21 protein-coding genes are annotated in these 25,362 nt (G+C 41.5%); 16 read left to right on the top strand and 5 right to left on the bottom strand.

Features of this window, described 5'->3' with window-relative positions:
* Positions 1 to 571 precede the first annotated feature (571 nt).
* Positions 572 to 1,435: a KilA-N domain-containing protein gene (locus HMPREF0659_RS06895; RefSeq protein WP_013264906.1), complete on the bottom strand. Its 864-nt coding sequence runs from the start codon at positions 1,433 to 1,435 to the stop codon at positions 572 to 574.
* A gap of 433 nt (positions 1,436 to 1,868) precedes the next feature.
* Between HMPREF0659_RS06895 and HMPREF0659_RS06890 the strand changes: the two genes are divergently transcribed.
* The 13 genes from HMPREF0659_RS06890 to HMPREF0659_RS06830 all read left to right on the top strand — a co-directional run bounded on the left by HMPREF0659_RS06890 (position 1,869) and on the right by HMPREF0659_RS06830 (position 15,804).
* Positions 1,869 to 3,230 carry a DUF6242 domain-containing protein gene (locus HMPREF0659_RS06890; protein WP_013264335.1) on the top strand — a complete coding sequence of 454 codons (1,362 nt, stop codon included), beginning with the start codon at positions 1,869 to 1,871 and terminating at the stop codon, positions 3,228 to 3,230.
* Between the two features lie 20 nt (positions 3,231 to 3,250).
* On the top strand, positions 3,251 to 3,943 hold the full coding sequence (gene porG / locus HMPREF0659_RS06885; protein WP_013263895.1) for a type IX secretion system protein PorG: 693 nt from the start codon (positions 3,251 to 3,253) through the stop codon (positions 3,941 to 3,943).
* 98 nt (positions 3,944 to 4,041) lie between these two features.
* A complete protein-coding gene (locus tag HMPREF0659_RS06880; protein ID WP_013264833.1) occupies positions 4,042 to 4,794 on the top strand; it encodes an isoprenyl transferase in 753 nt (250 codons plus the stop codon).
* Between the two features lie 12 nt (positions 4,795 to 4,806).
* A complete protein-coding gene (locus HMPREF0659_RS06875; protein ID WP_013264098.1) occupies positions 4,807 to 7,422 on the top strand; it encodes a BamA/OMP85 family outer membrane protein in 2,616 nt (871 codons plus the stop codon).
* Between the two features lie 181 nt (positions 7,423 to 7,603).
* Positions 7,604 to 8,149: an OmpH/Skp family outer membrane protein gene (locus HMPREF0659_RS06870; RefSeq protein WP_044045934.1), complete on the top strand. Its 546-nt coding sequence runs from the start codon at positions 7,604 to 7,606 to the stop codon at positions 8,147 to 8,149.
* A gap of 136 nt (positions 8,150 to 8,285) precedes the next feature.
* Positions 8,286 to 8,789, top strand: a complete 504-nt coding sequence (locus tag HMPREF0659_RS06865; protein WP_004359086.1) for an OmpH/Skp family outer membrane protein — start codon at positions 8,286 to 8,288, stop codon at positions 8,787 to 8,789.
* A 345-nt stretch (positions 8,790 to 9,134) separates the two neighbouring features.
* Complete coding sequence (locus tag HMPREF0659_RS06860) at positions 9,135 to 9,650, top strand: OmpH/Skp family outer membrane protein (protein WP_004359087.1); 516 nt, start codon at positions 9,135 to 9,137, stop codon at positions 9,648 to 9,650.
* A gap of 148 nt (positions 9,651 to 9,798) precedes the next feature.
* Entirely contained in the window at positions 9,799 to 10,638 is an 840-nt protein-coding gene (gene murI, locus HMPREF0659_RS06855) for a glutamate racemase (RefSeq protein ID WP_013263977.1), read from the top strand.
* A 60-nt stretch (positions 10,639 to 10,698) separates the two neighbouring features.
* Positions 10,699 to 12,165: a hypothetical protein gene (locus HMPREF0659_RS06850; RefSeq protein ID WP_013264246.1), complete on the top strand. Its 1,467-nt coding sequence runs from the start codon at positions 10,699 to 10,701 to the stop codon at positions 12,163 to 12,165.
* A 90-nt stretch (positions 12,166 to 12,255) separates the two neighbouring features.
* Complete coding sequence (locus HMPREF0659_RS06845) at positions 12,256 to 12,735, top strand: cytidine deaminase (protein ID WP_013264090.1); 480 nt, start codon at positions 12,256 to 12,258, stop codon at positions 12,733 to 12,735.
* Between the two features lie 27 nt (positions 12,736 to 12,762).
* Positions 12,763 to 12,963 carry a DUF4250 domain-containing protein gene (locus tag HMPREF0659_RS06840; RefSeq protein ID WP_036923805.1) on the top strand — a complete coding sequence of 67 codons (201 nt, stop codon included), beginning with the start codon at positions 12,763 to 12,765 and terminating at the stop codon, positions 12,961 to 12,963.
* 161 nt (positions 12,964 to 13,124) lie between these two features.
* Positions 13,125 to 14,612, top strand: a complete 1,488-nt coding sequence (gene cysS, locus HMPREF0659_RS06835; protein ID WP_013264882.1) for a cysteine--tRNA ligase — start codon at positions 13,125 to 13,127, stop codon at positions 14,610 to 14,612.
* A 226-nt stretch (positions 14,613 to 14,838) separates the two neighbouring features.
* Positions 14,839 to 15,804 (top strand): hypothetical protein, encoded by a 966-nt coding sequence (locus HMPREF0659_RS06830; RefSeq protein ID WP_013264384.1) that lies wholly within the window; start codon positions 14,839 to 14,841, stop codon positions 15,802 to 15,804.
* A gap of 741 nt (positions 15,805 to 16,545) precedes the next feature.
* On the opposite strand, the gene HMPREF0659_RS06825 is transcribed toward HMPREF0659_RS06830, so the two are convergent.
* Positions 16,546 to 18,213 (bottom strand): nucleoside kinase, encoded by a 1,668-nt coding sequence (locus tag HMPREF0659_RS06825; RefSeq protein ID WP_013264705.1) that lies wholly within the window; start codon positions 18,211 to 18,213, stop codon positions 16,546 to 16,548.
* Between the two features lie 113 nt (positions 18,214 to 18,326).
* Here HMPREF0659_RS06825 and HMPREF0659_RS06820 point away from each other — a divergent pair, with 113 nt between their 5' ends.
* Positions 18,327 to 20,036, top strand: a complete 1,710-nt coding sequence (locus HMPREF0659_RS06820; protein WP_013264239.1) for a Na/Pi cotransporter family protein — start codon at positions 18,327 to 18,329, stop codon at positions 20,034 to 20,036.
* Between the two features lie 312 nt (positions 20,037 to 20,348).
* Here the strand turns inward: HMPREF0659_RS06820 and HMPREF0659_RS06815 are convergent, their stop codons facing one another.
* Positions 20,349 to 20,828 (bottom strand): Lrp/AsnC family transcriptional regulator, encoded by a 480-nt coding sequence (locus HMPREF0659_RS06815; protein WP_013264537.1) that lies wholly within the window; start codon positions 20,826 to 20,828, stop codon positions 20,349 to 20,351.
* Between the two features lie 164 nt (positions 20,829 to 20,992).
* Between HMPREF0659_RS06815 and HMPREF0659_RS06810 the strand changes: the two genes are divergently transcribed.
* Complete coding sequence (locus HMPREF0659_RS06810) at positions 20,993 to 22,264, top strand: O-acetylhomoserine aminocarboxypropyltransferase/cysteine synthase family protein (protein ID WP_013264011.1); 1,272 nt, start codon at positions 20,993 to 20,995, stop codon at positions 22,262 to 22,264.
* Between the two features lie 228 nt (positions 22,265 to 22,492).
* Here HMPREF0659_RS06810 and HMPREF0659_RS06805 read toward each other — a convergent pair whose 3' ends face one another.
* Positions 22,493 to 23,437 carry a Gfo/Idh/MocA family protein gene (locus HMPREF0659_RS06805; protein ID WP_013264631.1) on the bottom strand — a complete coding sequence of 315 codons (945 nt, stop codon included), beginning with the start codon at positions 23,435 to 23,437 and terminating at the stop codon, positions 22,493 to 22,495.
* A 218-nt stretch (positions 23,438 to 23,655) separates the two neighbouring features.
* Here HMPREF0659_RS06805 and HMPREF0659_RS06800 point away from each other — a divergent pair, with 218 nt between their 5' ends.
* Positions 23,656 to 24,522, top strand: coding sequence for a DUF3298 and DUF4163 domain-containing protein (locus HMPREF0659_RS06800; RefSeq protein WP_013264045.1), 867 nt, complete (start codon positions 23,656 to 23,658; stop codon positions 24,520 to 24,522).
* 116 nt (positions 24,523 to 24,638) lie between these two features.
* Here HMPREF0659_RS06800 and HMPREF0659_RS06795 read toward each other — a convergent pair whose 3' ends face one another.
* On the bottom strand, positions 24,639 to 25,331 hold the full coding sequence (locus tag HMPREF0659_RS06795) for an alpha/beta hydrolase (protein WP_013264836.1): 693 nt from the start codon (positions 25,329 to 25,331) through the stop codon (positions 24,639 to 24,641).
* Positions 25,332 to 25,362: the final 31 nt, after the last annotated feature.

The following is a 25,362-nucleotide window of genomic DNA, read 5'->3' as shown; positions in this document are numbered from 1 at the left end:
TGTTGTGGAGGTGCTGATGGCACAATGAGCGACGGAGGGGTAGCGTACAGATTCCTAATAACTTTTTAGGATAAACGCTTTGAATATAAATTGCTAATAGAACTGGCAAATAATCTCCTTTGCTCTATGCACTGACTGTGCCTCTGTGTACTACCATCAGTATGCTTTAATACTCCTTCGTACCCTCCATTTCTCTGTGTGATATTTTGGCAGAGACCTAAGATTAGGTGGATTATTATCACTCTAAATTTCTGAAGACCCATATTTTTGTGAACATCCAACCTCCGTTTCCCTCAGTTTCTCAGTATGGTTTATCATGTTGTAGGCTTGCTTTATTGTTTTCATCTGATTATCAAACTTCTAATGGGGATTATGGCGAATGTGTTGAGTAGTCCGCACCACTCGTGTTCAGCCTCCGCACGACCTGTGCGGAGGCTCCGCACAAGATGTGCGAAGCATCATTACGTTGACTGAAAGAAGTAGGATGAGCTACGATAGATATTTATTTGGTTAGCAGTAGACTATCAAGGCGAATATAATTCCTTAAATGTGTAAACTATTTCGATACTAATTACTCTATTTTCTTTGTGCTATCAGGTAAGATCTTTCTAAATTTTTGTTCTATATTATTCGTGTCAAGTACCTTTAACTGTTCTTTTGCCATTTTATGGAGAATCTCAAAACGTTGCTTTCTTGATACCCCTTGCTTTATCATTTCAGAATTAGCAGATTCCATATTAGATAATACTACTAACTGGTTGATGCTTGCAGTTTCTCTAAGATTTATTCCTTTAGATGCCAAATTTGGGTTAGCTTGAGCCCATTCTTTTGCTTTACACCCAAAAAGAATTATATTTAGCATATCAGCTTCTGTTGCATAGATAATCCCATGCTTGATAGCATTAATGTCCATTTTAGGAATAATCACGTTTTTAATAGCATCAGTATGAAGTGTATAATTGGTTTTCGATAGTATTCGCTTTGCGTTCCACTCTAACGAAAGCGGATCGCTCTCTTGTTCTTTTAACCGCTGGTATTCCTTTATAATATAAAGTTGGAATGTAGGGCTAATCCACATACCAAAATGGAATGCAATGTCCTTGTGAGCATATGTTCCTCCATACCTTCCTGTTTTCGCAGTCAGACAGATTGCGTTTGTCCTCATTACCAGCTCTTTCACGCTTATCTTGAAATTGTTCAACCCAGCCTTTTCTTTAATTGTGGCGAATTCGCCATAATTAAAATTTGGATTATACATCATTTCCCATGTTCCTATATATTCGAGAGTGTTTCTGTTACGCAGCCAGTCACTTATAAAGAAATCTCCATCTTTGGCTTTTATCATATCCGTTAGACTGATATAGTCGTTATCATTCTTTCCTATCAGCACAGATATTTCTGTACTCTGTACCGTTATCTTCTTTGATGTATTCATATTTTTAGTTATTATATCAGCAAAAGTAATAAATAAAAAACACTTCTCAGTATTGTTAGGGTCTTTTTTGCTTCTTATACGATTTTTTTTCGCAATGAGGGCAAATGGTAGTGTGATGTAATGTAAAATAAGTAGACAAATAAAGGCGTAGAAAAGTAGAAGAATGATAAGGTTTTAAGTCGAGAAAAGGCGTGTGAAAAGACAATAGTATAAATTGAAAAGTTCAGGTGAAGGTAAGGAAGATAGCAGAAGTTTATCAGATGTGATTTATAGGTCATTTTTCTTCAAGTTTATCGTTACTTTGGCAATACTTACTAAACAAACTTAAAAAAACGCAGTTATTTTCGATATTTTACATAATTAACCTCGTTAAAGACGTTGATTCTGAAGAATTCTGATTAAATTTGCAGCTAAATTCAATTATTAGTATCTGATGCGTAATAAGATATATACTCTCGTAGCTTTAATGGTGGCTACTTTGACAATAACATCTTGTCTTAAGGACGACGACGAGAAAAATAGTGTAAGTTACAAAGACACGGCTATTTTGAGCTTTTCTTTGGGACAATTAAAGCAAGTGCGTGATACCGTTGCCAAGAATGGTAGCGATAGTACTTATGTTAGCAACTTCAATGGTGCTAAGGTTAAGTTCTATATCGATCAGGCACAGGGTTTGATTTATAATCCTGACTCTTTGCCATATGGTACAAAGCCAGCAAGTGCTTTGGCTAAGATTGTGGCAAAGAATAGCGGAACTGTTGTAATCAAGTCAACTACAGAGGAGAAGTTCACTTATTACAGCAGTAATGATTCTATTGATTTCAGCACTCCACGCGTTTTCCGTGTTTACTCAAACAAGGGAAGCGAGTACAGAGACTATAAGGTTACAGTGAATGTTCATAAGCAGAAGGGCAACGTGTTTAGCTGGCAGGCACTGCAGGCGAACAGCAACTTTGCTTCGTTTACAGCGATGAAGGCTGTTAGTGCAGGTAGCAAGGTGTTTGTATTCGGAACGAATGGCAGTCAGACTGTTGTTTATGCAGCGTCAAAGGACAATGGCAACAGCTGGACAAAGCTCAGCAAGACCTTCACTGCAAATGCTTATAAGAGTGTGGCAGTGCAGGGTACTAAGCTTTTCGTTATCGACAATGGTACGGTTTATAGCTCTACAGACGGCAGCAGCTGGACTACAGTGGCTACAAATAGCAGTTTGAAGCAGTTGGTGGCAGCGTCACCAGCAGAGTTGTTTGCGCTATCAACGTCAGGTACGTTGTTGGCTTCAAAGAACAACGGTGTTACTTGGACTAACGAGTCATTAGATAGCAATGCTTCACTCCTTCCAGTAAGCAATATTGGTTCTTCACTTACAGCAGTTTCATCTGACTTGTATCGCGTACTGCTTGTTGGTACACTCTCAAGCGGTACAAAGAATGCTGCATGGACGAAACTTTCTTATCGTCAGAATGAGCAGTGGAGTTATGTAGAGAGCAATGCTGACAAGTTCCAGCTCCCTCTTTACAAGAGTCTTTCAGTTGTAAACTATGATAAGGCAGCCCTTGCATTAGGTCTTAATAGCAGTGGTAAGTTGGCTTCTATGCTTCTCTCTCGTGATGGGGGTATCACATGGAAGAGTGATAAGAGCTTCACTTATCCAACAGGTGTACAGGCTGCAACAGCTTTTGCAGCAACAGTTGATAGCGACGAATACCTCTGGGTAATCAGTGGTACAAAGGTTTGGCGTGGTAGACTCAATCGAGTAGGCTGGGCATTGAACCTTAGTCGATTGGCTGAATAAGCTATTCAAACAGGACTACAATGAAACGTATCTTCATCAACCTCCTCCTTTTCCTTGCTGCTACGCCTCTATGGGCGCAGTCGGATCCGGAGTATAAGATGGAGATAGGCGCCGGTGTTGGTATGATGGGTTACTTAGGCGACTTTAACGAGTCGTTGTTTAAAGACCTACAGCCGATGGGAACGGTGCTGGCAAGATGTAATCTCAGTCCTTATATGGGATTAAAGATGAACGTATCGTTTGGAAAGATGAAAGGTTCATCGGCTGATGTCAAGACTTACTATCCACGTTTTGCCTCTGCTCCCTATATATTCGACAATTCATTGGTTGATGTAGGCTTTGCATACGAATATAACTTCCTGCCGTATGGTACGGGTCGTGACTATCGTGGTGCACAGCGTTTGTCGCCTTATGCGATGATAGGATTGGGTGCCACCTACGTTAATATTAAGGGTGGCGATCGCAAGTCGGTGCTTACTGCGAATCTCCCAATCGGATTGGGGGTGAAGTATAAGGTGAATGAACGAATGAACGTAGGGCTGGAATGGGCGTTACATTTCTCGCTTAGCGATGAGTTAGACGGACAGAAAGACCCTTACGGCATTAAGAGTAGTGGACTCTTTAAGAATACAGACAGCTATTCAACCCTGCAGCTGACGTTCTCTTATAGTTTTATGGCAAAGTGTAAGACTTGTCATAACGAGGACGAGTAAGGGAAGTTAGTTTCCACCTATTATATATAGGTAATGTCTAAAGCGTGCAGACATAAGTGCTGTTCAGAACAAAACATAGGTTTATCTCTTCAAAAGATATGGCAGAAGAATTAGATATGACACGAATACCCCAGCATATTGCCATTACAATGGATGGTAATGGACGTTGGGCAACCGAACGCAATAAGCCACGCTCCTACGGACATCAGGCAGGAGTAGATACCGTTCGTCGCATAACATCAGAATGTGTACGATTGGGTGTGAAGTTTCTCACGCTCTATACCTTCTCAACAGAGAACTGGAATCGTCCTACGGATGAGATTGCTGCGTTGATGGGACTTGTGCTTACGTCTTTGGAAGATGAAATCTTCATGAAGAATAATGTGCGTTTCCGTGTTATTGGTGACATGGCACGTCTACCAGAAGAAGTGCAGAAGAAGTTGCGTGAGACTGAAGAGCACACAGCGAAGAACTCTGCAATGACAATGGTTGTGGCGCTTAGCTACAGTGCACGTTGGGAGATAGCCAAAGCAATGAGGGAGATTGTTGCAGAGCATCAGGCTAACAGCTCTGAACCTTTGCGCCCAGAAACGATTACAGAAGAGGTGATTAGCGAGCATTTAGAGACAAACTTTATGCCCGACCCAGACCTCTTGATAAGAACGGGTGGCGAACTTCGCATCTCCAATTACCTCTTATGGCAGATAGCTTACTCTGAGCTGTATTTCTGTGATACCTATTGGCCTGACTTCGATGAGCAGGATTTGCAGAAAGCCATTGCGAGTTTCCAGAGTAGACAGCGTCGCTTTGGAAAGACTGAGAAACAAGTAGAAGAAAACGAAAACAATTAAGTTACGCGATAGATGACTAAAATAAATAAGGTGTTGATGCTCCTTGCACTTTCTGGAGTTTCGCTCACGATGAGTGCACAGCAGAAGATTGTAAACCCAGACATCACATATTCAGGTACTCCTAAGACTTACAAGTTGGCAGGATTGACCGTTACTGGTATCGAGGGCTATGAGGATTATGTCCTCACTGGTATCTCAGGACTCACTGTTGGGCAGGAGTTGGAGGTTCCGGGTACCGCTATCACTGATGCTGTGAAGCGTTACTGGAAGCATGGACTCTTCTCAGATGTTTCCATTTCAGCTGATTCTATTGTGGGAGATAATATCTATTTGAAGATACATCTCGCGCCACGTCCTCGTATTTCTACCATTAACTATAATGGACTGAAGAAGACAGAGCGTGAGGATATGGAAAAGAAACTCGGTCTTTTGAAGGGTGGACAGATTACGCCTAACATGATTGACCGTGCGAAGATACTTGCAAAGAAGTACTTTGAAGACAAGGGTTATAAGAATGCTGAGGTCTTCATCCGTCAGCGTGACGATGTTGCAGCTAAGAACCAGGTTATCCTTGATATCGATGTAGATAAGAAGGAGAAACTGAAGGTGCGCTCTATCATCATTGATGGCGACAACCAGTTGGGCGAAAAGAAGATTAAAGGAACCCTGTTTAGCAAGGGTGCCTTTGCTAAAACCCATGAGGCTGGTAAGCTTGCAAACATCTTAAAGTCGAAGAAGTTCACTCCAGAGCGTTGGGCTGAGGATAAGAAGAACCTTATTACAAAGTACAACGAGTATGGATATCGTGATGCTATGATTGTGAAGGATAGTGTATGGAACGTTGATCCAAAGCATGTAGATATCTATGTAAAGGTAGATGAGGGTAAGAAATATTATATCCGTAACATCAAATGGGTAGGTAATACAGTTTACTCAACAGATTATCTGTCACGTCTACTTGACATGAAGAAGGGTGACGTGTACAACCAGACTTACTTGAATAAGCGTCTTTCACAAGATGAGGATGCTGTGGGTAATGCTTACTGGAACAATGGTTACCTCTTCTATAACCTTCAACCAACAGAGGTGAATATTGTCGGCGACTCTATTGACCTTGAGATGCGTATCACTGAAGGACAGCAGGCACGTATCAACCGTGTGAGGATTAATGGTAATGACCGCCTTTATGAGAATGTTGTTCGTCGTGAGTTGCGAACAAAGCCGGGCGATCTCTTCTCTAAGGAAGCACTCCAACGTTCTGCACGTGAGTTAGCTTCAATGGGACACTTCGACCCAGAGGCAATCAACCCAGTACCAGAACCAAACTATGAGGATGGTACTGTGGATATCAATTATAACCTCAAGCAGAAGTCAAATGACCAAGTTGAGCTTTCACTCGGTTGGGGTCAGACGGGTGTTATTGGGCGTGTCGGTTTGAAGTTGAATAACTTCTCTATGGCAAACCTCTTCCGTAGAAACCGTGAGCATCGTGGTATCATGCCTATTGGTGATGGTGAGACACTTTCATTGGGTGCACAGACCAACGGTACTTACTACCAGTCATACAATGCACAGTACTCAACCAACTGGTTGGGAGGTAAGCGTCCTATCCAGTTCAGCGTGGGTATGTCGTATTCAAAGCAGACAGACGTGTCAAGCAACTATTATAACAGTGGTTACATGAATAACTATAACAACTATCGTTACGGTTATGGTAACTACAATTACAATAGCTACGAGAACTATTATGACCCAGACAAGTATGTGAAACTCTTGAGTGTCTATGCTGGTTGGGGTAAGCGTCTTAGCTGGCCTGATGACTATTTCACCTTGTCTCTCCAGCTTCAGTACCAGCGTTATATGTTGCGCAACTGGCGTTACTTCATTATGTCGAATGGTTCAGCGAACAACTTGAACCTTAACATTGCGCTTAATCGTACGTCAACAGACAACCAACTCTTCCCACGTCGTGGTTCTGACTTCTCGGTATCATTGACGATTACTCCGCCTTGGTCTAAATGGGATCATAAGGACTATGCTCACTTGGCAACCGACCGTAACTCTCCAACCTACTCACAGGAGCAGCAGGAGAAGTATCGTTGGGTGGAGTATCATAAGTGGAAGTTCAAGGCTCGTACCTTTACAGCCCTCACAAGTGGTCAGAAATGTTTCGTTTTGATGACCCGTGTTGAGTTCGGTTTGTTGGGAAGTTACAATAAAAACAAGAAAAGTCCGTTTGAAACCTACTACATGGGTGGTGATGGTATGAGTGGATACTCTACTGGTTACGCTGAGGAGACAATCGGTCTTCGTGGTTACGAGAATGGTTCACTCACTCCATATGGTGCCGAGGGCTACGCTTACAGCCGTATGTCATTGGAGCTTCGCTATCCATTCCTCTTGGGTAATACAACCATTTATGGTCTTGGATTCGTAGAGGCTGGTAACGCATGGACAGAGACAAGTAAGTTCAATCCATTTGACATGAAGCGTTCTGCTGGTCTTGGTGTTCGTATCTTCCTCCCAATGGTGGGTATGATGGGTATCGACTGGGCTTATGGTTTCGACAAGGTATTTGGTACAAAGGGTGGTAGCCAGTTCCACTTTATCCTTGGACAGGAGTTTTAGTTTAGTTGACGAGTAGACAAGTTGACGAGTGAACGAGTTACTTGCGACGTGGACAGGAACTTTTAGTTTAGTTGACAAGTAGACAAGTTGACGAGTGAACGAGTTGCTTGCAGCAATAAATTAAGTGAGTATCGGTAATCATAGTTATGAATTATGAATTATGAATTTTGAATTAAAAGAGATGAAGAAGAATATTTTTAAGAGTGTATTGCGATACGTTTTACCTCTTTACCTTTTTACTCTTTTACCTTTAACAGCTTCAGCACAGAAGTTTGCACTGATTGACATGGAGTATATACTCAAGAATGTGCCAGCTTATGAGCGTGCAAACGAGCAGTTGAATCAGGTAAGTAAGAAGTGGCAAGCTGAGGTTGAGGCACTCAACACAGAGGCTTCTACCATGTATAAGAATTATCAGAATGAGGTAGTCTTCCTTTCTCAGGACCAGAAGAAGAAGAGACAAGAGGCGATTATGGCTAAGGAAAAGCAGGCATCCGACCTCAAGCGTAAGTACTTCGGTCCAGAAGGCGAGCTCTTCAAGAAGCGTACCAGTCTGATTACTCCTATACAGGACGAGATTTATAATGCAGTAAAGGATATCTCAGACCAGCGTGGTTATAGTTTAGTTATCGACCGTTCAAGCAATGCCGCTGGTATTATCTATGGTTCGCCAAAGGTGGATATCAGTAATGAGGTACTGCAGAAGTTGGGATATTCTTATCAGTAAGTAGTCTTTGTGCTAAGTAAACTAACCATCTTAGGAAGCCTATCTACTATAGAAATTATAGTCACACTGGATAAGTTAGAAATGTTATCACCGCAGATAAAAAGTAAATTAATAAACAATTAAACAATAAAAAGAAATGAAGAAGTTATTTTTGATGTTGATGCTTTGCGCACCAATGACATTGTTCGCACAGAAGTTTGGTCACCTTGACTCACAGGCTCTCCTCCAGTCACTGCCAGAGGCTACAGCTGTTCAGAGTAAACTTGAGGCTAAGGGTAAGGAGTATCAGAAGCAGATTGAAGACATGCAGTCAGAGTTGCAGCGTCAGGCAGAGGCTTATGACAAGTCTAAGAGCACAATGAACGCTACAAAGCAGGCTGAGACTGAGAAGAGCTTGCAGGATATGTACAACAAGATCCAGCAGACTGCTCAGGACAATCAGAAGGCTTTCAATGAGGAGCAGCAGAAGCAGCTCGGCCCTGTCCTTGAGAAGGTTCGTAACGCTATCGCTGCTGTTGCTAAGGCAGGTAACTATGTTTACATCATGGAGAAGGCAGCTGGTCAGCCATTGTATATCAACGAGGCACTCAGCAAGGATATCACTGCAGAGGTAAAGGCTCAGTTGGCTAAGATGAAGTAATACATTGCGGGTGCCTTTGCCCCGTAGTTGATTCTCCTTGATTTAGCGGTCTTTTAAGTCTTTGAGATAGGTAATAATTCCTACTTTAGCTCGTCTTTAAGGGTGCATTATGATGATGACTCGGATTTATTTTCATGATAAAAAGAAATTATTTACGTGAAAAGAAATATTTATCTTCATGAAACGAATTCCGAAAAGACGGTCAATGGGATAGGAGATGAGCCTCTCCAATCAATGGACTAACACTATTTTAGAGGAGAAAAAAGGGTGAGGTCACCGCACGGATATATGTTCTTGCGATGACCTCATTTTTGTTTATATATTGAAGAGATAATAAAAGAGATAATGAAAAAACTATTCTTTTCCTTTGTTTTCATGCTTTTGCCGCTCTTGGCAATGGCACAACAGAGTGTTCCAGCATTTAAGTTTGCATACTTTAGCTATGATAAGGTGCTTCATGCAATGGCTGACTATGCCACAGCTACACGCAGTTATAACGACCTTAAGGCAAAGTATGATGCCGAGACAAAGCGTTCAGTAGAGGATTTCAATAGCCGTTATGAAGACTTCCTCGACGTACAGCGCAAGTTGGAACCATCTATTCTTCGCAAGCGTCAGGCTGAGTTAGAGGAACTGATGGACCGCAACATCGCCTTTCGTAAGGAATCTGAGCGTCTGTTGAAGAAGGCTGAAGAAGATATCTATGCACCTGTTCACGCAAAGTTAAACAACGCTGTACGTCAGATGGGTAAGGAAAGCGGTTACGCTTTCATTCTGAATGCAGATAACAATAGTGTCCCATTCGTTAATACAGCGATGGGAGAAGATGTTACAGAGGCTTTGATAGCTGCTTTGAAATAAAAGACTTTACCCACAGAAAAGTCTTTGCATGGGTGGTGTTGATGCTTAGCACAAAACGTGCTGGGCATCCGCACATGATGTGCGGAGCGTCCGCACCACTCTGTATGTGGTGATATCGGACGACGATTAATTGTATTTAAAAAGACTAATGACAAAGTATTCTAAACAGCCGGGACCTATCGGTATTTTTGATTCTGGGTATGGTGGACTAACCATTCTGCATGGTATTCGTCAGCTACTCCCAGAGTATGACTATCTTTATTTGGGCGATAATGCGCGTGCTCCATATGGTTCACGCTCCTTTGATGTTGTCTATCAGTTCACACGTCAGGCTGTGATGAAACTCTTCGACCTCGGTTGCCAGTTGGTTATCTTAGGTTGTAACACCGCATCTGCTAAAGCGCTCCGTACGATTCAGCAGAATGACTTGCCCAATCTTGACCCAGATAGGCGCGTGTTGGGTGTAATTCGCCCTACGGCAGAAGTAATTGGCAAGCTTACCCGCTCACGACATGTAGGTGTGTTGGCAACTGAAGGAACTATTAAGAGTGATAGTTATAACCTTGAAATACAAAAGCTGTGGGAGGATGTAAAGGTAACGGGTGTTCCTTGTCCGCTGTGGGTGCCAATCATTGAGAACAATGAAGCAGACAGTCCCGGTGCTGATTACTTCGTAAAGAAGCGTATCGACCATATCATGCGACTTGATCCAGAGATTGATACACTCATCCTTGGTTGTACGCATTATCCTATTCTCATGCCGAAGATACTGAAGCATGTACCACGTGGAGTGCGTATCGTACCACAAGGAGAGTATGTAGCGGAGAGTCTGCAAGACTATTTCCGTCGCCATCCAGATATGGATGCACGTTGTACGAAGAATGCTACAGTGAAGTATTACACCACAGAAAACCCCGAAAAGTTCAAAGAAACGGCACGTATCTTCCTGCATGAGCAGGTTAATGTGGAGCATGTCGACTTGGAATAAGCTCTAAACGGACAATAAAACAGCCTGTTGAGTCGTTAGATAAGAACTAAAGAGTAAAAGATGAAAAAGTTATCTATATTGTTTTTTCTGTCAGTTGTCATGATTATGGCAGCCTGCTCTGATGATGATACTTTCACAACATCACGGAGCAATCTGCTCTCTTTCTCAACTGACACACTACGACTTGACACCACTTTCTCCAACGTTCCGACATCTACTAAGATTTTCTGGGTGTATAATAAGTCGGGTGATGGACTGCGATTAACCAATGTACGTCTGGCACAAGGTAATCAAACGGGTTTCCGTGTGAATGTAGATGGTGTGGAACTATCGGCTGCTAATGGCTATCAGGTTCGTGATTTGGAAGTACGTAACAAGGATAGTATCCAAGTGTTTGTTGAGATGACATCACCTTTTAATAATGCTGCAACACCGCAAGAGGTCGTTGATAATCTTTTGTTTACGCTCGAAAGTGGTGTACAGCAGAAGGTAAACTTACGTGTCTACAGCTGGGATGCAGAGTTGGTAAAGGGTCGCAAGATTACATCTAATACTACTTTGAACAGTACGAAACCGCTTGTTTTCCAAGATACATTGAAGGTTGAAGCTGGTGCTACACTGACAATTCCTGCCGGAACAACCGTGTACTTCTCTCAGAAGGCTGCCCTTGATGTTTATGGAACACTGCGTTGTGAAGGCACAGCAGACAATCCTGTGACATTGCGTGGTGACCGATTGGATAAGATGTTTAAGTATCTTCCTTATGATCGTGTCAGTGGTCAGTGGCAGGGAATACGCTTTCATAAGGACAGTTATGATAATGTTCTTACGCATACGGATATCCATTCAACCTATAATGGTATTCTCTGTGATACGGCAACATCGACTCGTACGAAGCTGACACTCGCTAATTCTACCGTTCATAACTGTCAGGGCTATGGCTTGCAAGCTATCAACTGCAAGATTATAGCTTATAATACTCAGTTCTCAAATACGCTGATGGACTGTGCTGCCTTTGTGGGAGGAGAGGTGATTTTGACACATTGTACCTTCGCACAGTTCTATCCTTTCGATAGTAATCGTGGTGCGGCGTTGAGCTTTGGTAATCATATTGGTGATAAAGACTATCCTCTTCAGACCTTCCATATGGTCAACTCGCTTGTGACAGGCTATGCTGATGATGTGCTTATGGCTAATAACAAGGAGGGGGTGACAGCCAATTATCACTTCTATAATTGTATTCTTCGTACGCCAAAACCTAAGGAAACGGCTTTATTATCAAACTTCACAGATGTCATTTGGGAGAATAGTAAGGATTATCCAGATGGTGGTTCAAAGCAGTTTTTACTCGTAGATGGCGACAAACAGAAGTACGATTTCCATCTAAAGAAGGCTGAAAAAGGTGAGAAGTATCCTGCTATTAATGCAGGACTTGCCCTTGGCGATACTCGTTTTGCAACTGATCATGATGGTAAGCAGCGTGACAGTAAACCAGATATCGGCTGTTATGAGCTGATTGCTAATTAAAGTCATTAGGCTTATTTGCCTTATTAGCCCTATTAGGCTAATAAGCCCAATTAGCCTAATAACCCTCACCATCAATAATAAATATCAACAATGAAAACAATAGACATAAGCATCAAGATAGGTTTTTGCCAACAAGATGAACTCTCGAAGGCTGATCAGCACCTTATTCAAAGAGCCGTTGAGGCAACTGGTAATAGTTATTCTCCTTATAGCCGCTTCCGTGTTGGAGCTGCGTTGTTGCTTGCTAATGGTACAGAAGTTATTGGAGCCAATCAGGAGAATGCTGCTTTTCCATCAGGCTTATGTGCTGAGCGCTCAGCAATCTTTGCTGCTCAGTCTGTCTATCCAGACCAAGCAGTGACCACACTTGCCATTGCCGCAGCCAATGAGTATGGTTTGATGCGAGACCCGATAGTGCCTTGTGGAGCCTGTCGACAAGTTATTTTAGAAATAGAAGATCGTTATAAAAAGCCTATTCGTATCCTTCTTTATGGTACGGCAGGCATATATGTTATCAATAGTGTAAAGGACCTCTTGCCTCTCCAGTTCTTAGGAGAATCCATGAAGTAGCCCTTTTGTTTTCAATAAATAGTAATAATGGAGTATTTACCAAAAGACCCAGCAATATTAGTAAGCAGTGTTAACATGCTACTACGTGATGAAGAGTTTGATTCTTTAGAGTCACTTTGTTACAATTTCAATGAAGATATAGATAAGCTCAAAGCCAACTTGCGTGAAGCAGGCTATGTCTATAGCGAGGAACAGCATCAGTTTCGTCCAATAGGTTTTGATGAATAAGGTGTTTAATAACATCCTTTTATTACTCTTTTTAGCTTGATTATGCCTATCAAACCAAATAAGTTTGGTAATTCGTGTAGGTTATAAAAAGTTAGAACAACAGTGGTGCAGATGATAATTATTTTGTAATTTTGCATCATTAAGATATAAACAACGGCATTATGCAAGACTTAGTAATTTACAATACACTGCATCGTAAGAAGGAACTCTTCCAACCGATTGCAGCTCCTAACGTAGGAATGTATGTCTGTGGACCAACTGTTTATGGCGATCCACATCTCGGACATGCACGTCCTGCTATCACCTTTGATATTCTTTTCCGCTATCTTAAACACATAGGGTACAAGGTTCGTTATGTTCGTAACATCACGGACGTGGGCCATTTGGAGCATGATGCTGACGAAGGTGATGATAAGATTGAGAAGAAGGCACGTCTTGAGCAGTTGGAGCCAATGGAGATTGCGCAGCACTATACCAATCGCTATCATGATGCTATGCGTTCGCTTAACGTTCTTCCACCAAGCATCGAACCACATGCGACTGGTCATATCATAGAGCAGGAAGAGTTAGTAAATCAGATTCTTGCCAACGGCTATGCCTATGAAAGCAATGGAAGTATCTACTTTGATGTAGAGAAATACGATAAAGACCACCACTATGGCGTTCTTTCTGGTCGTAACATCACCGACATGATAAACAATTCTCGTGAGTTGGCAGGTGTTGATGAGAAGCATAATCAGATTGACTTTGCCCTTTGGAAACGTGCTATGCCAGAGCATATCATGCGTTGGCCATCTCCTTGGAGCGATGGTTTCCCTGGTTGGCACTGCGAGTGTACAGCGATGGGACGCAAGTATTTGGGTGATCACTTCGATATCCACGGTGGCGGTATGGACCTTATCTTCCCTCATCATGAGTGCGAGATTGCACAAGCTGTGGCCTCACAGGGTGATGAAATGGTGAAGTATTGGATGCACAACAATATGATTACCATCAACGGACAGAAGATGGGCAAGTCGCTTGGCAACTTTATTACGCTTGAACAGTTCTTTACTGGCGAGCATGATACGCTCACACAGGCTTACTCTCCAATGACAATTCGTTTCTTCATCCTCTCTGCTCACTATCGTGGAACAGTAGACTTCTCTAACGAGGCACTACAGGCTGCTGAGAAGGGATATGAACGTTTGATGAATGGTATTGAGGATTTGGCACGCATTCAGCCTGCTGCAGCGTCAGATGAGAATACAAAGAAGTTTGTTGCAGGCTTCCGTCAGAAGTGCTATGATGCAATGAATGACGACTTGATGACCCCTGCTGTCATCTCAACTCTCTTTGAGGCTTGCCACTTGGTGAACATTCTCATCGACCATAAGGCGCAGATTTCAGCCGACGACCTTAAGGAACTTACTGAGGCAATGCAGCTTTTTGCCTTTGATATCCTTGGTCTTCAGAATGAGCGTGGAGCCAATAACGATGCTCGTGAGGAGGCTTACGGAAAGGTAGTCGATATGGTACTCGACCTTCGTGCAAAGGCAAAAGCAGAGAAGAATTGGGCTGTTAGCGACCAGATTCGTGATGCCCTTGCTGAGGCTGGCTTCCAAGTTAAGGACACCAAGGACGGTGTTACGTGGAAACTTGACCGATAAACTGAAAACTTCAGATTGCTTCTTTGATGAGTATCAACGCTGTTTGTCAGTGGAGTAAGCGGTAAATAAAAGGATAATGAGTGAGCCCTAAACGGAGTGTCGCTCGTATTCATTCCTATAAGGATATATATTCTTAGTATGTGTCAGCGATAATGTGCAGTGTATTAGGAATATCTATCCTTATTTTTTATTCAATTATTAGGGTGATAATAACCGCCTAAGCAATATGAAACGAACAAAGACTCTTCTCCTTTCTTGCTTGATAACCGTGCTGGTAGGGCTTGGCTTATTCTTTTCGTTGCTTCCTTCTAAGCAGACCGCTAAGCCAGTAACGATTGAAAAAGACTCGGATTCAGTTGTTTTCGTACAGCCGAAAGCTGTTGTAAATAACACGACAAAAGACATAAATGTCATCAGAGATTATTATCGTCTCTATCTTAAAAGAGCAAATGGTCAGGATATTTCTGTCCATGAAGAGCGTAGGTTTCTCACGCAGACATTGATAGATAAGCTGTGTTATTGCGGTGGAACTAACTATTTACCTTTGTTCCCACTTGAAGACAATAGGGACCCAAGATGGTCGTTGGATAATTTAAAAATACGCTCTGAGGGTGGAAACTGGTATAGCATACAGTTATATGACCACAAACTAAAGAGCAATTGCAATCTTGCTTTGCGAATGGTAACTGACAAAGATGGACAGAGAAGGATTGGATATGCCTATCAATATGGTCAAGCTTCGGAGTTTTCGGATGCAGATATTTATAAGAAACTTGTGAAGATGGATGAACATCCAAAAGATGAAATTGCTTTTCTTAAGGCTTTTATCCGTTCTTATCTTTCCCTGAATCTGACGATTGACCTCAATGCACCTGCTTATAGAAAATATCTCTGCGAGAAGTTTGTGAAAGCAGGAGCAGGAGTCTATAAGAACAAGTATTCTGGTAATTATCAAATAGACTGGTTGGATAGTCCCGGTATTGATTATCTTTCAGATATTCCTTCCTTTTCCATTGTTCCCGATAAGGAAGGGGAAGGATACTTTGTCATACCAGAAGGTGTGGCTACTTACGAAGGATATTATGTGAATGTTGGAAAACGAAACGGGCATTATTATATTATGCAATATGGTACAACAGACCCAGATATAGAACCATCGGACGATATTGAGCCGGTAACTATTGAAGAATAGTGACAGAGTAGGTCTGAGTAAGATAGGAGACGGAGCCTTTTAAAGTGTTGTAAATGCCATTTTTACAAATGTGACAGTATGTGTTAGAAGTATAATAAATCTGTTTTCCGAATTATTTTCATGAAGAAAAATATTTCTTTTCATGAAAATATATTCTTCTTCTCGTGAAAATAATTTCTTTTTTGTATGAAAGTAAATCAGTAAAGATTAGTTTCTAAGTTTTAGAGTTTGGTTTTTACCTTTTTATTCCTTTGCTTTTTGCATTTTAAAACTGAGTAAAGTTACCTTGTTTTGCAGTTTATTATATTCGTTATAATGAACATAATGTCTCCTTTTTCTCATTTTTAGAGGTACTGTTGTTATACCGCACGTGTCGTGTTGATGGTTAGCACGAATGGTGTTGTTGGTTCGCACGAATGGTGCGGATGGCTAAACACCTCGCAATAGGCTATTAATGTGGAATTAATTTAATGTCAGAAAAGAGTTGTATTACGTAAAAGTAACTAACATTAGATTGTTTCCCAAAGATGGATGAGTACTTGCAGAGTGATGGATTCTCACTGAAAGATATGAAGAGACACCCTCTTGATTTGCTGAAAGTGTTGGAACGTAAAATAAAGTAATAGCTTTGTCTCTTTGTGTGCTAAGGTCAATGAACAATGAGAAACTGATGATAGCTAATAAAATAAAAGGTGCGCTTTTGAGAGTCAAAGGCGCACCTTTTATATGTTAGAAGCGTATCTAATACTTAAACGAACTGCCTCCTAAGAACTCTCTCAGTAGGGAGGTTGGAGGGAGATTGCGGAAAGGTAGTGGTGCAAAATACTTGAGGAACTTGCGCAGACGATAGGCTTCAGCATATTCCTCGCAGTTCTCTGGCACATGTTCTAATACCTCTTCCGCCTGTGGTTTGATGACGGCAAGCTCAAAGAGAAGGGCAGTGTTGAACATTACATCAGCCTGCTCTTGATAAGGGAAAATCCACTTGTTCTCACCAGCACGTACACTTGGCCAGCGGTGGATTGTTTCTTGTGCAGAACAACCACGATACTTGTAATCGCGAACAATACGACGAAGCAGTCGATTGTCGGTTGTTGGGATATAGTTATGGTCGTCTAACAGGATTGTAGTGAGGGCAGATGCGTAGATTTTAAACTTCTTGTCGTCTGCAATCTGCTCTGTCAGTGCAGGGTTGAGCGCATGAATACCTTCCACAAGTAGTATGTTATTCTCTCCAAGATGCAGTTTTTTACCGCTCTTCTCGCTCCTTCCTGTTTGGAAATTATACTTCGGTAATTCTACCTCTTCACCACGGAAAAGTGCATTAAACTGCTCATTGATAAGTGGAATGTTCAGTGCGTAGATACTCTCGTAATCAAGTTCTCCGTTCTCATCTTTTGGTGTTTCAGTCCTGTTAACGAAGTAGTCATCTAAGGAAATCTGTACTGGTTTTACACCACTTGCTAATAGTTGGACAGAAAGACGTTTGCAGAAAGTTGTCTTACCACTCGAAGATGGACCAGCTATGAGTACTACTTTAATCTCTTTTCGTGCAGCAATCGTATCGGCAATCTGTGATATCTTCTTTTCTTGCAGAGCCTCACTGACATTAATAAGGTCGGTTGCCAGTCCATTCTTTACCGCTTCATTGAAGTCGCCCACCGTCTTAATGCCTAAGATACTCTGCCATCTATGATGCTCTTTGAACACCTCGAACATCTTGTCTTGACGTATCAATTCACCTAATTTAGAAGGGTCTTGTGTGGAAGGAATGCGCAAGAGGACTCCATCAAAGTAAGGCTCCAACCCAAAGAGATGAAGTTGACTCGTGTTGGTAAGCATCGAGCCATAGTAATAATCCTTATAATCGTCAAGCACATAATAGACACAATAAAGGCTACCGCTGCTTTTAAGGAGTTTAGCCTTTTGAATGTCACCTAATTCAGTGAACATCTTTACAGCCTCCTCGGTTGTTGTTTCGTAACGCTGGATAGGCATCTTAGCGTCGATAATCTCCTGCATTCGTGTACGGATACGGTCAACATCCTCTGTTGTAATCTCATGTCCGAGCTGCAAGTTACAGTAGTAACCATTTGAAACAGGGATATCTATGACCACAGAACTGGTTGGATAGAGGTCGTGAACAGCCTTGCAAAGCACTAAGAAGAGCGAGCGGGTGTAAGTGCGAATACCTGATGGTGTAAGCAGGTTGAGGAACTCTACATCCTTATTATGATAGACACGATAATGGAGTCCTTCCACCTTATTGTTTACTTTTGCACTCACTGGTCCATAAGGCATTTGAAGATTAATTTCTTTATAAATGTCAGAAAGTGTACTTCCAATTGGGACTTCTTGAGTTTTTTTATTATTTTTGCAACGGATATGCAGTACTTGTCTCATAATCATTGATGGTTAAAATTATGTCAGGGAACAATATTGTCCTTTGGTAAATAGGATTGTAAAGTTAGGGAAAGTTTTGCAAATATCCAAGAAACAGACATCACAAATTAAGTTATTATATGTCGATTTGGATTTTCTTTAAGCTCATTGGTGCATTAGCTTTGCTGATGTTCGGAATGAAGGCAATGAGTGAGGCACTGCAGAAAATGGCAGGTCCGCAGTTGCGCCACATCCTTGGTGCAATGACAACTAATCGTTTTACAGGTATTCTTACGGGTACATTCATCACAGCTGCCGTACAGTCGTCAACTGCAACTACTGTAATGACAGTCAGTTTTGTGAATGCTGGATTGCTGACATTGGTGCAAGCCATCTCTGTTATCATGGGAGCGAACATTGGAACGACGCTGACGGCATGGATTATGTCGGCTGGTTTCTCGTTTAACATTACTGATTTTGTATGGCCAGCCTTCTTTATTGGTATCGTACTGATCTACTCTAAGAGACGTAAACTCATTGGTGACTTCCTCTTTGGTATCTCATTTATGTTCTTGGGATTGGGAACCCTACGTCAGACAGGTATCGATATGGACCTTGCGCACAATCAGGCTGTACTCGATTTCTTTAGTAACTTCGACCCACAAAGCTTCATCACAACTATCGTTTTCCTACTTATCGGTAGTGTGCTGACCATGTGTGTGCAGAGTTCTGCAGCTATCATGGCTATCACGATGATTCTTTGTTCAACGGGAGTATTGCCTATTTACCAGGGTATTGCACTTGTAATGGGTGAAAATATCGGTACAACTGTAACCTCAAATCTTGCTGCTTTGACAGCAAACACACAGGCTCGCCGAGCTGCTATGGCCCACATGGTGTTCAATGTCTTTGGTGTTCTCTGGGTATTATGTGTTTTCCATCCTTTTATCAATATGGTATGCGATTGGGTGGGTTACGATGTAACGATGCCAAAGGGTGCTCCTGGTTTTGCGGCTAATGCTGCCAAACTAAGCTTTGTGCTTGCTGCTTTCCACACAACCTTCAATCTTGCCAACACAGCTATCCTCGTTGGACCAATCAAGTATTTAGAGAAGCTTGTCTGCATTATTATCAAACCAAAGGCAAACAAGGACGAAGACGAGTTCCGTCTGCACTTTATTCAGGCTGGTATCATGAAGACTCCAGAGCTTTCTGTGCTTGAGGCTTCAAAGGAGATAAAGTCGTTTGCTGAGCGCATTCAGCGTATGTTCGGTATGGTTCGTGAGCTACTTGGCGAGAAAGATACAGATAAATTCACCAAACTCTATAGTCGTATTGAGAAGTATGAAGGTATTTCTGATAATATGGAGATAGAGATTGCGAAGTATCTCGACCAAGTTTCTAATGCTCACCTGAGTGATGAAACCAAGGAGAAGGTACGCTCTATGCTTCGTGAAATCTCAGAGTTGGAGAGTATCGGAGATGCTTGTTATAACATTGCTCGTACTTGCAGCCGTCTTATCAATAGTAAGGAAGACTTCACACAGGAGCAGTATGACCACATGCACCAGATGTTTGAGTTGACAGACGATGCTCTGACACAGATGAATCGTATTCTTGTTGGTCACCGTCAGGACAACGATGTGAATCGTTCGTTCAATATTGAGACCGAGATTAACAACTACCGCAATCAGTTACGCTCGCAGAATATCAACGATGTGAACGACCATAAGTACACCTATGCAGTAGGAACAATGTACATGGACATCATTCAGGAGTGCGAGAAATTAGGCGACTATGTAGTCAATGTTGTTGAGGCTCGTATGGGTGTTCGACAGCAAGACGCATAAAATTTTGAGTATGATTAAACAAGATAAAGGCAGGGGCATCAATGTGTGTCCTTGCCTTTACTATATCATGACTTCCATCTCTTGAATGCTTATAGTATCACCACTTGACGGGTTCTAACATTCGGTTGCACTTTCATTAACCACATAGAGCAGTTCATTTAATCTTCAACACATTTGGTGTTCGCCATTCGCACAACATGTGTTCACCATCAACACAACATGTGCGGAGCGTCCGCACGATAACTATTAGGGACCGAAAGACCAGTTAAGGACATCATTGCCGATTTCGATAAGCCATTAACTCCTCACAACTCAAAGCATAGAAATGGGTACTCCATGTGTATTCTTTGTTTCGTCAATAACGAAGATACTATGCAGGCTTCCTATACAATTAATCGTACCAAGCGTGTTGAGCATGAATTGTTGATAGCTTTTCATGTCATGTGCATAGACTTTAATAAGAAAATCGTAGTCACCACTGGTGTTATAACACTCTGTTATTTCCTCAAGATTCTGCACAACGTCCATAAACTCTTGTATGAGTTCTTGAGAGTGTTGTTTCAGTCTGATATTACATAATACCATAATACCATTGCCAACCTTATGAGGATTCACAACTGCCATGTATCTTTCTATATAGCCATCACGCTCCAATCGCTTCTGTCGCTCAAACGTGGGAGAGGTTGAAAGGTGGAGTTTTGCAGCTAATTCTTTTACCGTAAGATCAGAATTGCACTGTAGAATACGTAGGATTTTACGGTCGGTTTCATCTAAAGTCTCATTGTTATTCATTTCGATATATTTTGTTTTTGCAGAATATTATTCTACTGTTTGTTGGGAATATGGGGTAAAGATAGTATATTTTTCTGAATTATACAGTAAATTTTGATAGTAAATAGTTTTGTTATATCTTTGCAATCGAACTCAAGAATAAAAATAATAAAGCAAATAATGATATGAAAAGGAATCTTGAAACTATATGTATTCATGGCGGCTGGCAACCTAAAAAAGGTGAACCTCAGCAGCTACCCATTTATCAGAGTACAACTTTTAGATATGAGACCAGTGAGCAAATGGCACGTTTGTTTGACTTGGAGGATAGCGGTTATTTCTATACTCGTTTGGCAAATCCTACCAATGATGCTGTAGCCAAGAAGATTGCAGCCCTTGAAGGTGGCGTTGGTGCTGTACTGACTTCTTCGGGTCAGGCTGCTAACTTCTATGCTATCATTAATATTTGTGGAGCAGGCGACCATTTAGTGACTTCTAACACAATCTATGGCGGAACGTATAATCTCTTTGGTGTAACATTGAAGAAGTTGGGCATTGAGTGTACCTTCATTGATCCTGAGTGGGATGATGAAAAGATTGAGGCAGCCTTTCAACCAAATACAAAATGTTTCTTTGGTGAGACGATTTCTAACCCAGGAGGTAAGGTGTTTGACATCGAACGCTTTGCAGGAATAGCTCATAAGCATGGTGTACCACTGATAGTTGACAATACATTTGCTACACCAATCAACTGTCGTCCTTTTGAGTGGGGTTGTGATATCGTCACTCATTCTACGACAAAGTATATGGATGGACATGCCTCACAGGTTGGTGGTGTTGTTGTCGATTCTGGTAACTTTGATTGGGAAGCATATAGTGAAAAGTTCCAAGGATTGACAACTCCTGATGAGAGTTATCATGGACTCATTTATACGAAGTCGTTTGGTAAATTGGCATATATAACGAAGCTCGTTACTCAGTTGATGAGAGACCTTGGAAGTATTCCTGCACCGCAGAATTCATATCTACTTAATATTGGTCTTGAGACCTTGCACCTTCGTATGAGGCAGCATTGTGATAATGCACAGAAGGTAGCTGAGTGGTTGGAAAAGAATGAGAAGGTGGCATGGGTGAACTATTGTGGTCTTCCTTCCGATAAGTATTATGCTTTAGGACAGAAGTATCTTCCAAATGGTTCATGTGGTGTCATAGCCTTTGGTTTGAAGGGTTCACGAGAAGACGCCATCAAGTTTATTGATAGCTTAGACTTTGTTTCTATCGTCACTCACGTAGCTGATGCACGTACTTGTGTTTTGCATCCGGCAAGTCATACTCACCGCCAGTTGACAGACGAACAACTCCGTGAGGCTGGAGTAGCACCAGACTTAATCCGTCTTTCTGTTGGTATTGAGAATGTAGATGATATTATCGCAGATCTTAACCAGGCATTGAAGTAATCCAAACATAAGGATATAATAAAGGACACCCAATAACTGAGTGCTCTTTTTTATTTTATAATTTTATGAAACATCCTCCCTAAAAATATCCTCTCGTAAAATAGTTTACGATATCCCTCTTCGGTAATCACTCCCCTCTCCTTTCGGAGAGGGGTTGGGGGTGAGGCTCCTTTCTTTTTCCTTTCGGAGAGGGGTAGGGGGTGAGGCTCCTTGGGGGTGAGGCTTTTTTTACCCCATTACCCTCACTACTTCCACTGACCTTTCAAGCCATTCTTCCATCTGCTTGTAATCCTTCTTTTCCCATACATCTTTGAAGTCTATAAACTCATGGGCAAGGCGACTTTCATAGGCGTTACGGCGATAGCTGGTTAGCTTTCCTTGTTTCATGATTTCTACACTACCAAACTCGTTGGCGGGTGTTGGGATATGTATCCAACCTTTTTCTCCTTGTATGAGAATGAATGATGGACTACTTGAATCCTTTGCTGCGGTACAGGTCGCGGTCATCGTAGGATAGGAGAGAACCATTACACCTGAGGTATCAATGCCATTGTGACCTCGGTTAGCAAAATATTGTGTTGCGGTAGGTTGTCCGAAAAGACCGATGACAATATTTATATTGTAGACATTGAGGTCGTTCAGCGCACCACCTCCTAATTCTGGGTTGAATGCAGGGGCAATATCACCCTGTAAATAGCGTTCGTACTTACTTGAATATTGTGAGAAATTACATTGTACAAAGTGAATGGGACCTATCTTTTTTAGGCTATCTTTGACCATGCGGAAGTTAGGTGTATGGAGTGGAGAGATAGCTTCAAAAAGGTAGAGCTTTCTTTCTCGTGCCATTGCTGCAAGCTCTTCTGCTTCGGCAACCGTGAGAGTGAAAGGCTTTTCTACAATTACATTCCTACCAGCCTTTAATGCCATACGTGTAAATTCGTAATGGGCATTGTTGACTAAAGCGATATAAACGAAGTCAGCTTTGTCTTCTTTTAGTAATTGCGCATAGTCGGTATATATACGTCCAATATGATTCATCTTCGCAATAAGTTCTGCTTTTTCCTCATTGCTATGTGAGAATATACTGGTGATTTCTATCCCTTTGACTTCTGTCTTGAGTAGTGAGATAACTTCTGTAGCTATCATCCCTGTCCCTACAATACTAATCTTCATCTTTTCTATAGCTTTTTAAGAGCATGTTCTATGGACTAATTTTCTATGGGATAAGCCTATAGAATGTGCTTTGTTACTTTCCTTATACAACAAAAGTAGGGAATGTTTTGGAAATAAAAGGGGAAATGACTATTTTTGTTGTCTCTTAACAAGCATTAGTTGATATGAATAATAAAAATTTTTCATTCCTTTTAGCATCTCTTTTGTTTATAACTACTATGGCTGGATGCAAAGGTGAGAAGGTATCAGCTGCGGAGAAAGTGAAGGACTCTGTGACCTCTCCTTCTTTGATAGCTGACTCTGTTGTAAAAAAGAAAGACGTACCATTGGTGGTTGATTCTATTGGTAAGTCTTATAGTACAAAGAAGGGTGACGTTGATCTTGCTTATTCCTTCCCTGTGTCTGGTCCTCAACCACTGGTCGATTCTCTCCGTGCTTACCTCTCGTCTGAGTTGGTATGGATTGGGGATGACTATAGTGATGAGGGCGTAGAGTCTAAACCTTATAGCAATATTGCAGATGGTAAGGGAATGATAAACTACTATGCTAAGAATGCTTATAAGAGTATAAGCAAAACTTTAGATGAAATTGATGACCCAGATGTGGCTTGGAAACCAGAAATTTCTAAGTTTATAATGAAGCTAAATGAAACGGAACGTTATGTTACGTACTATTCTTCTTTTTACACATATTCAGGTGGTGCGCATGGAATGGCTTCAGAATATGGGGCTACTTTCGACAAGAAGACGGGTGTTATGCTGCGGAATGTATTGAGTCCGAAGGATATAAAAGCACTTCAACCTATCCTTAGAACTGGTGTTGAAAGCTATTTCAGAGGGTGGTATGAAAAAGAGAATGATGTTGAAAGCCGTGTAAAGGAAGATATGGATGGGCTTTCTCTTGAGAATGGTATTATCCCATTACCAGGAAATGGTGTTTATCTTTCTCCAGAGGGTGTGGTGTTTATCTATGGATTCTATGAGATTGGTGCTTATGCTATCGGAATGCCTACCTTTACTGTTCCTTATAAGAAGATAGGAAAGTTCCTTTCGCCTGAGGCAAGACGCCTTGCGGGGATTAAATAAACTTTCTTAATTCTGTAAGTTGGATTGAATTATATTTGTCTTTGAAGTTGAGAAATGACTTTTCATTAGCCCTTTTCACTGACTATTCTCTCTTTTGAAGGGAATAGTCAGTGTTTTTATTGGTGCATCAACCAGACAAATCCTTTTGCAATTCTGACTCCGTTGTCTTGGAAATGGTTGCCTTCATTCCATTCCATCTTACAATTGACACCTTTATCTTTGAATATTTGTTCTTGGCGAAGGATGTCTTTACTGATAGTTGACATCATTTTTGTTTTTGTTTTCTCTTCTTTGTCGCCAAGGCTGAGATATGCGTGTTCTACTTGTGGCTGGTGGGAGTTGGCATAGTCTAACCAACCTGTATACCATGCTGAAGGGGATGCTGAGACAATTCCATGGAAAGGAACATTCTGTTGATAACTTACCCAAAGACTAAAAAGGCCTGCTAATGAATATCCTCCTAAGATGGTATTGCTTTTGTTGAGCTCTAAAGCAAATTGTGTCTTTAAGGTCGGGATAAGTTGTTCTATTATATATAATAAGGTGGAATGAGCGCCATCACCAAAGGGAACCTTTCCAAATACAGGGGGAGCAGGCCAAGGGGTTAGCTCGGCATTCCATTTATTTATACGAACAGCAATATGGATGAATGGTGTCTGCGAGTTGTCTTCTATATAGGTGATTTGTCGCTCCAACTCCTCTGTGTCATTACTGTCAACGGGCTGAATAATGAAAAACTTTGCGTTTTCTTCGCTATGTAGGATGCAAGTATGCTCTCCAATCTTAACAATCTCCTTTTTATGTCTCATTCTTTTTAAATCTTATTTTAGGGTGCAAAAA

Source organism: Prevotella melaninogenica ATCC 25845, assembly GCF_000144405.1.
Classification (GTDB): Bacteria; Bacteroidota; Bacteroidia; order Bacteroidales; family Bacteroidaceae; genus Prevotella; species Prevotella melaninogenica.
This window is presented reverse-complemented; position numbering and strand designations above follow the sequence as displayed.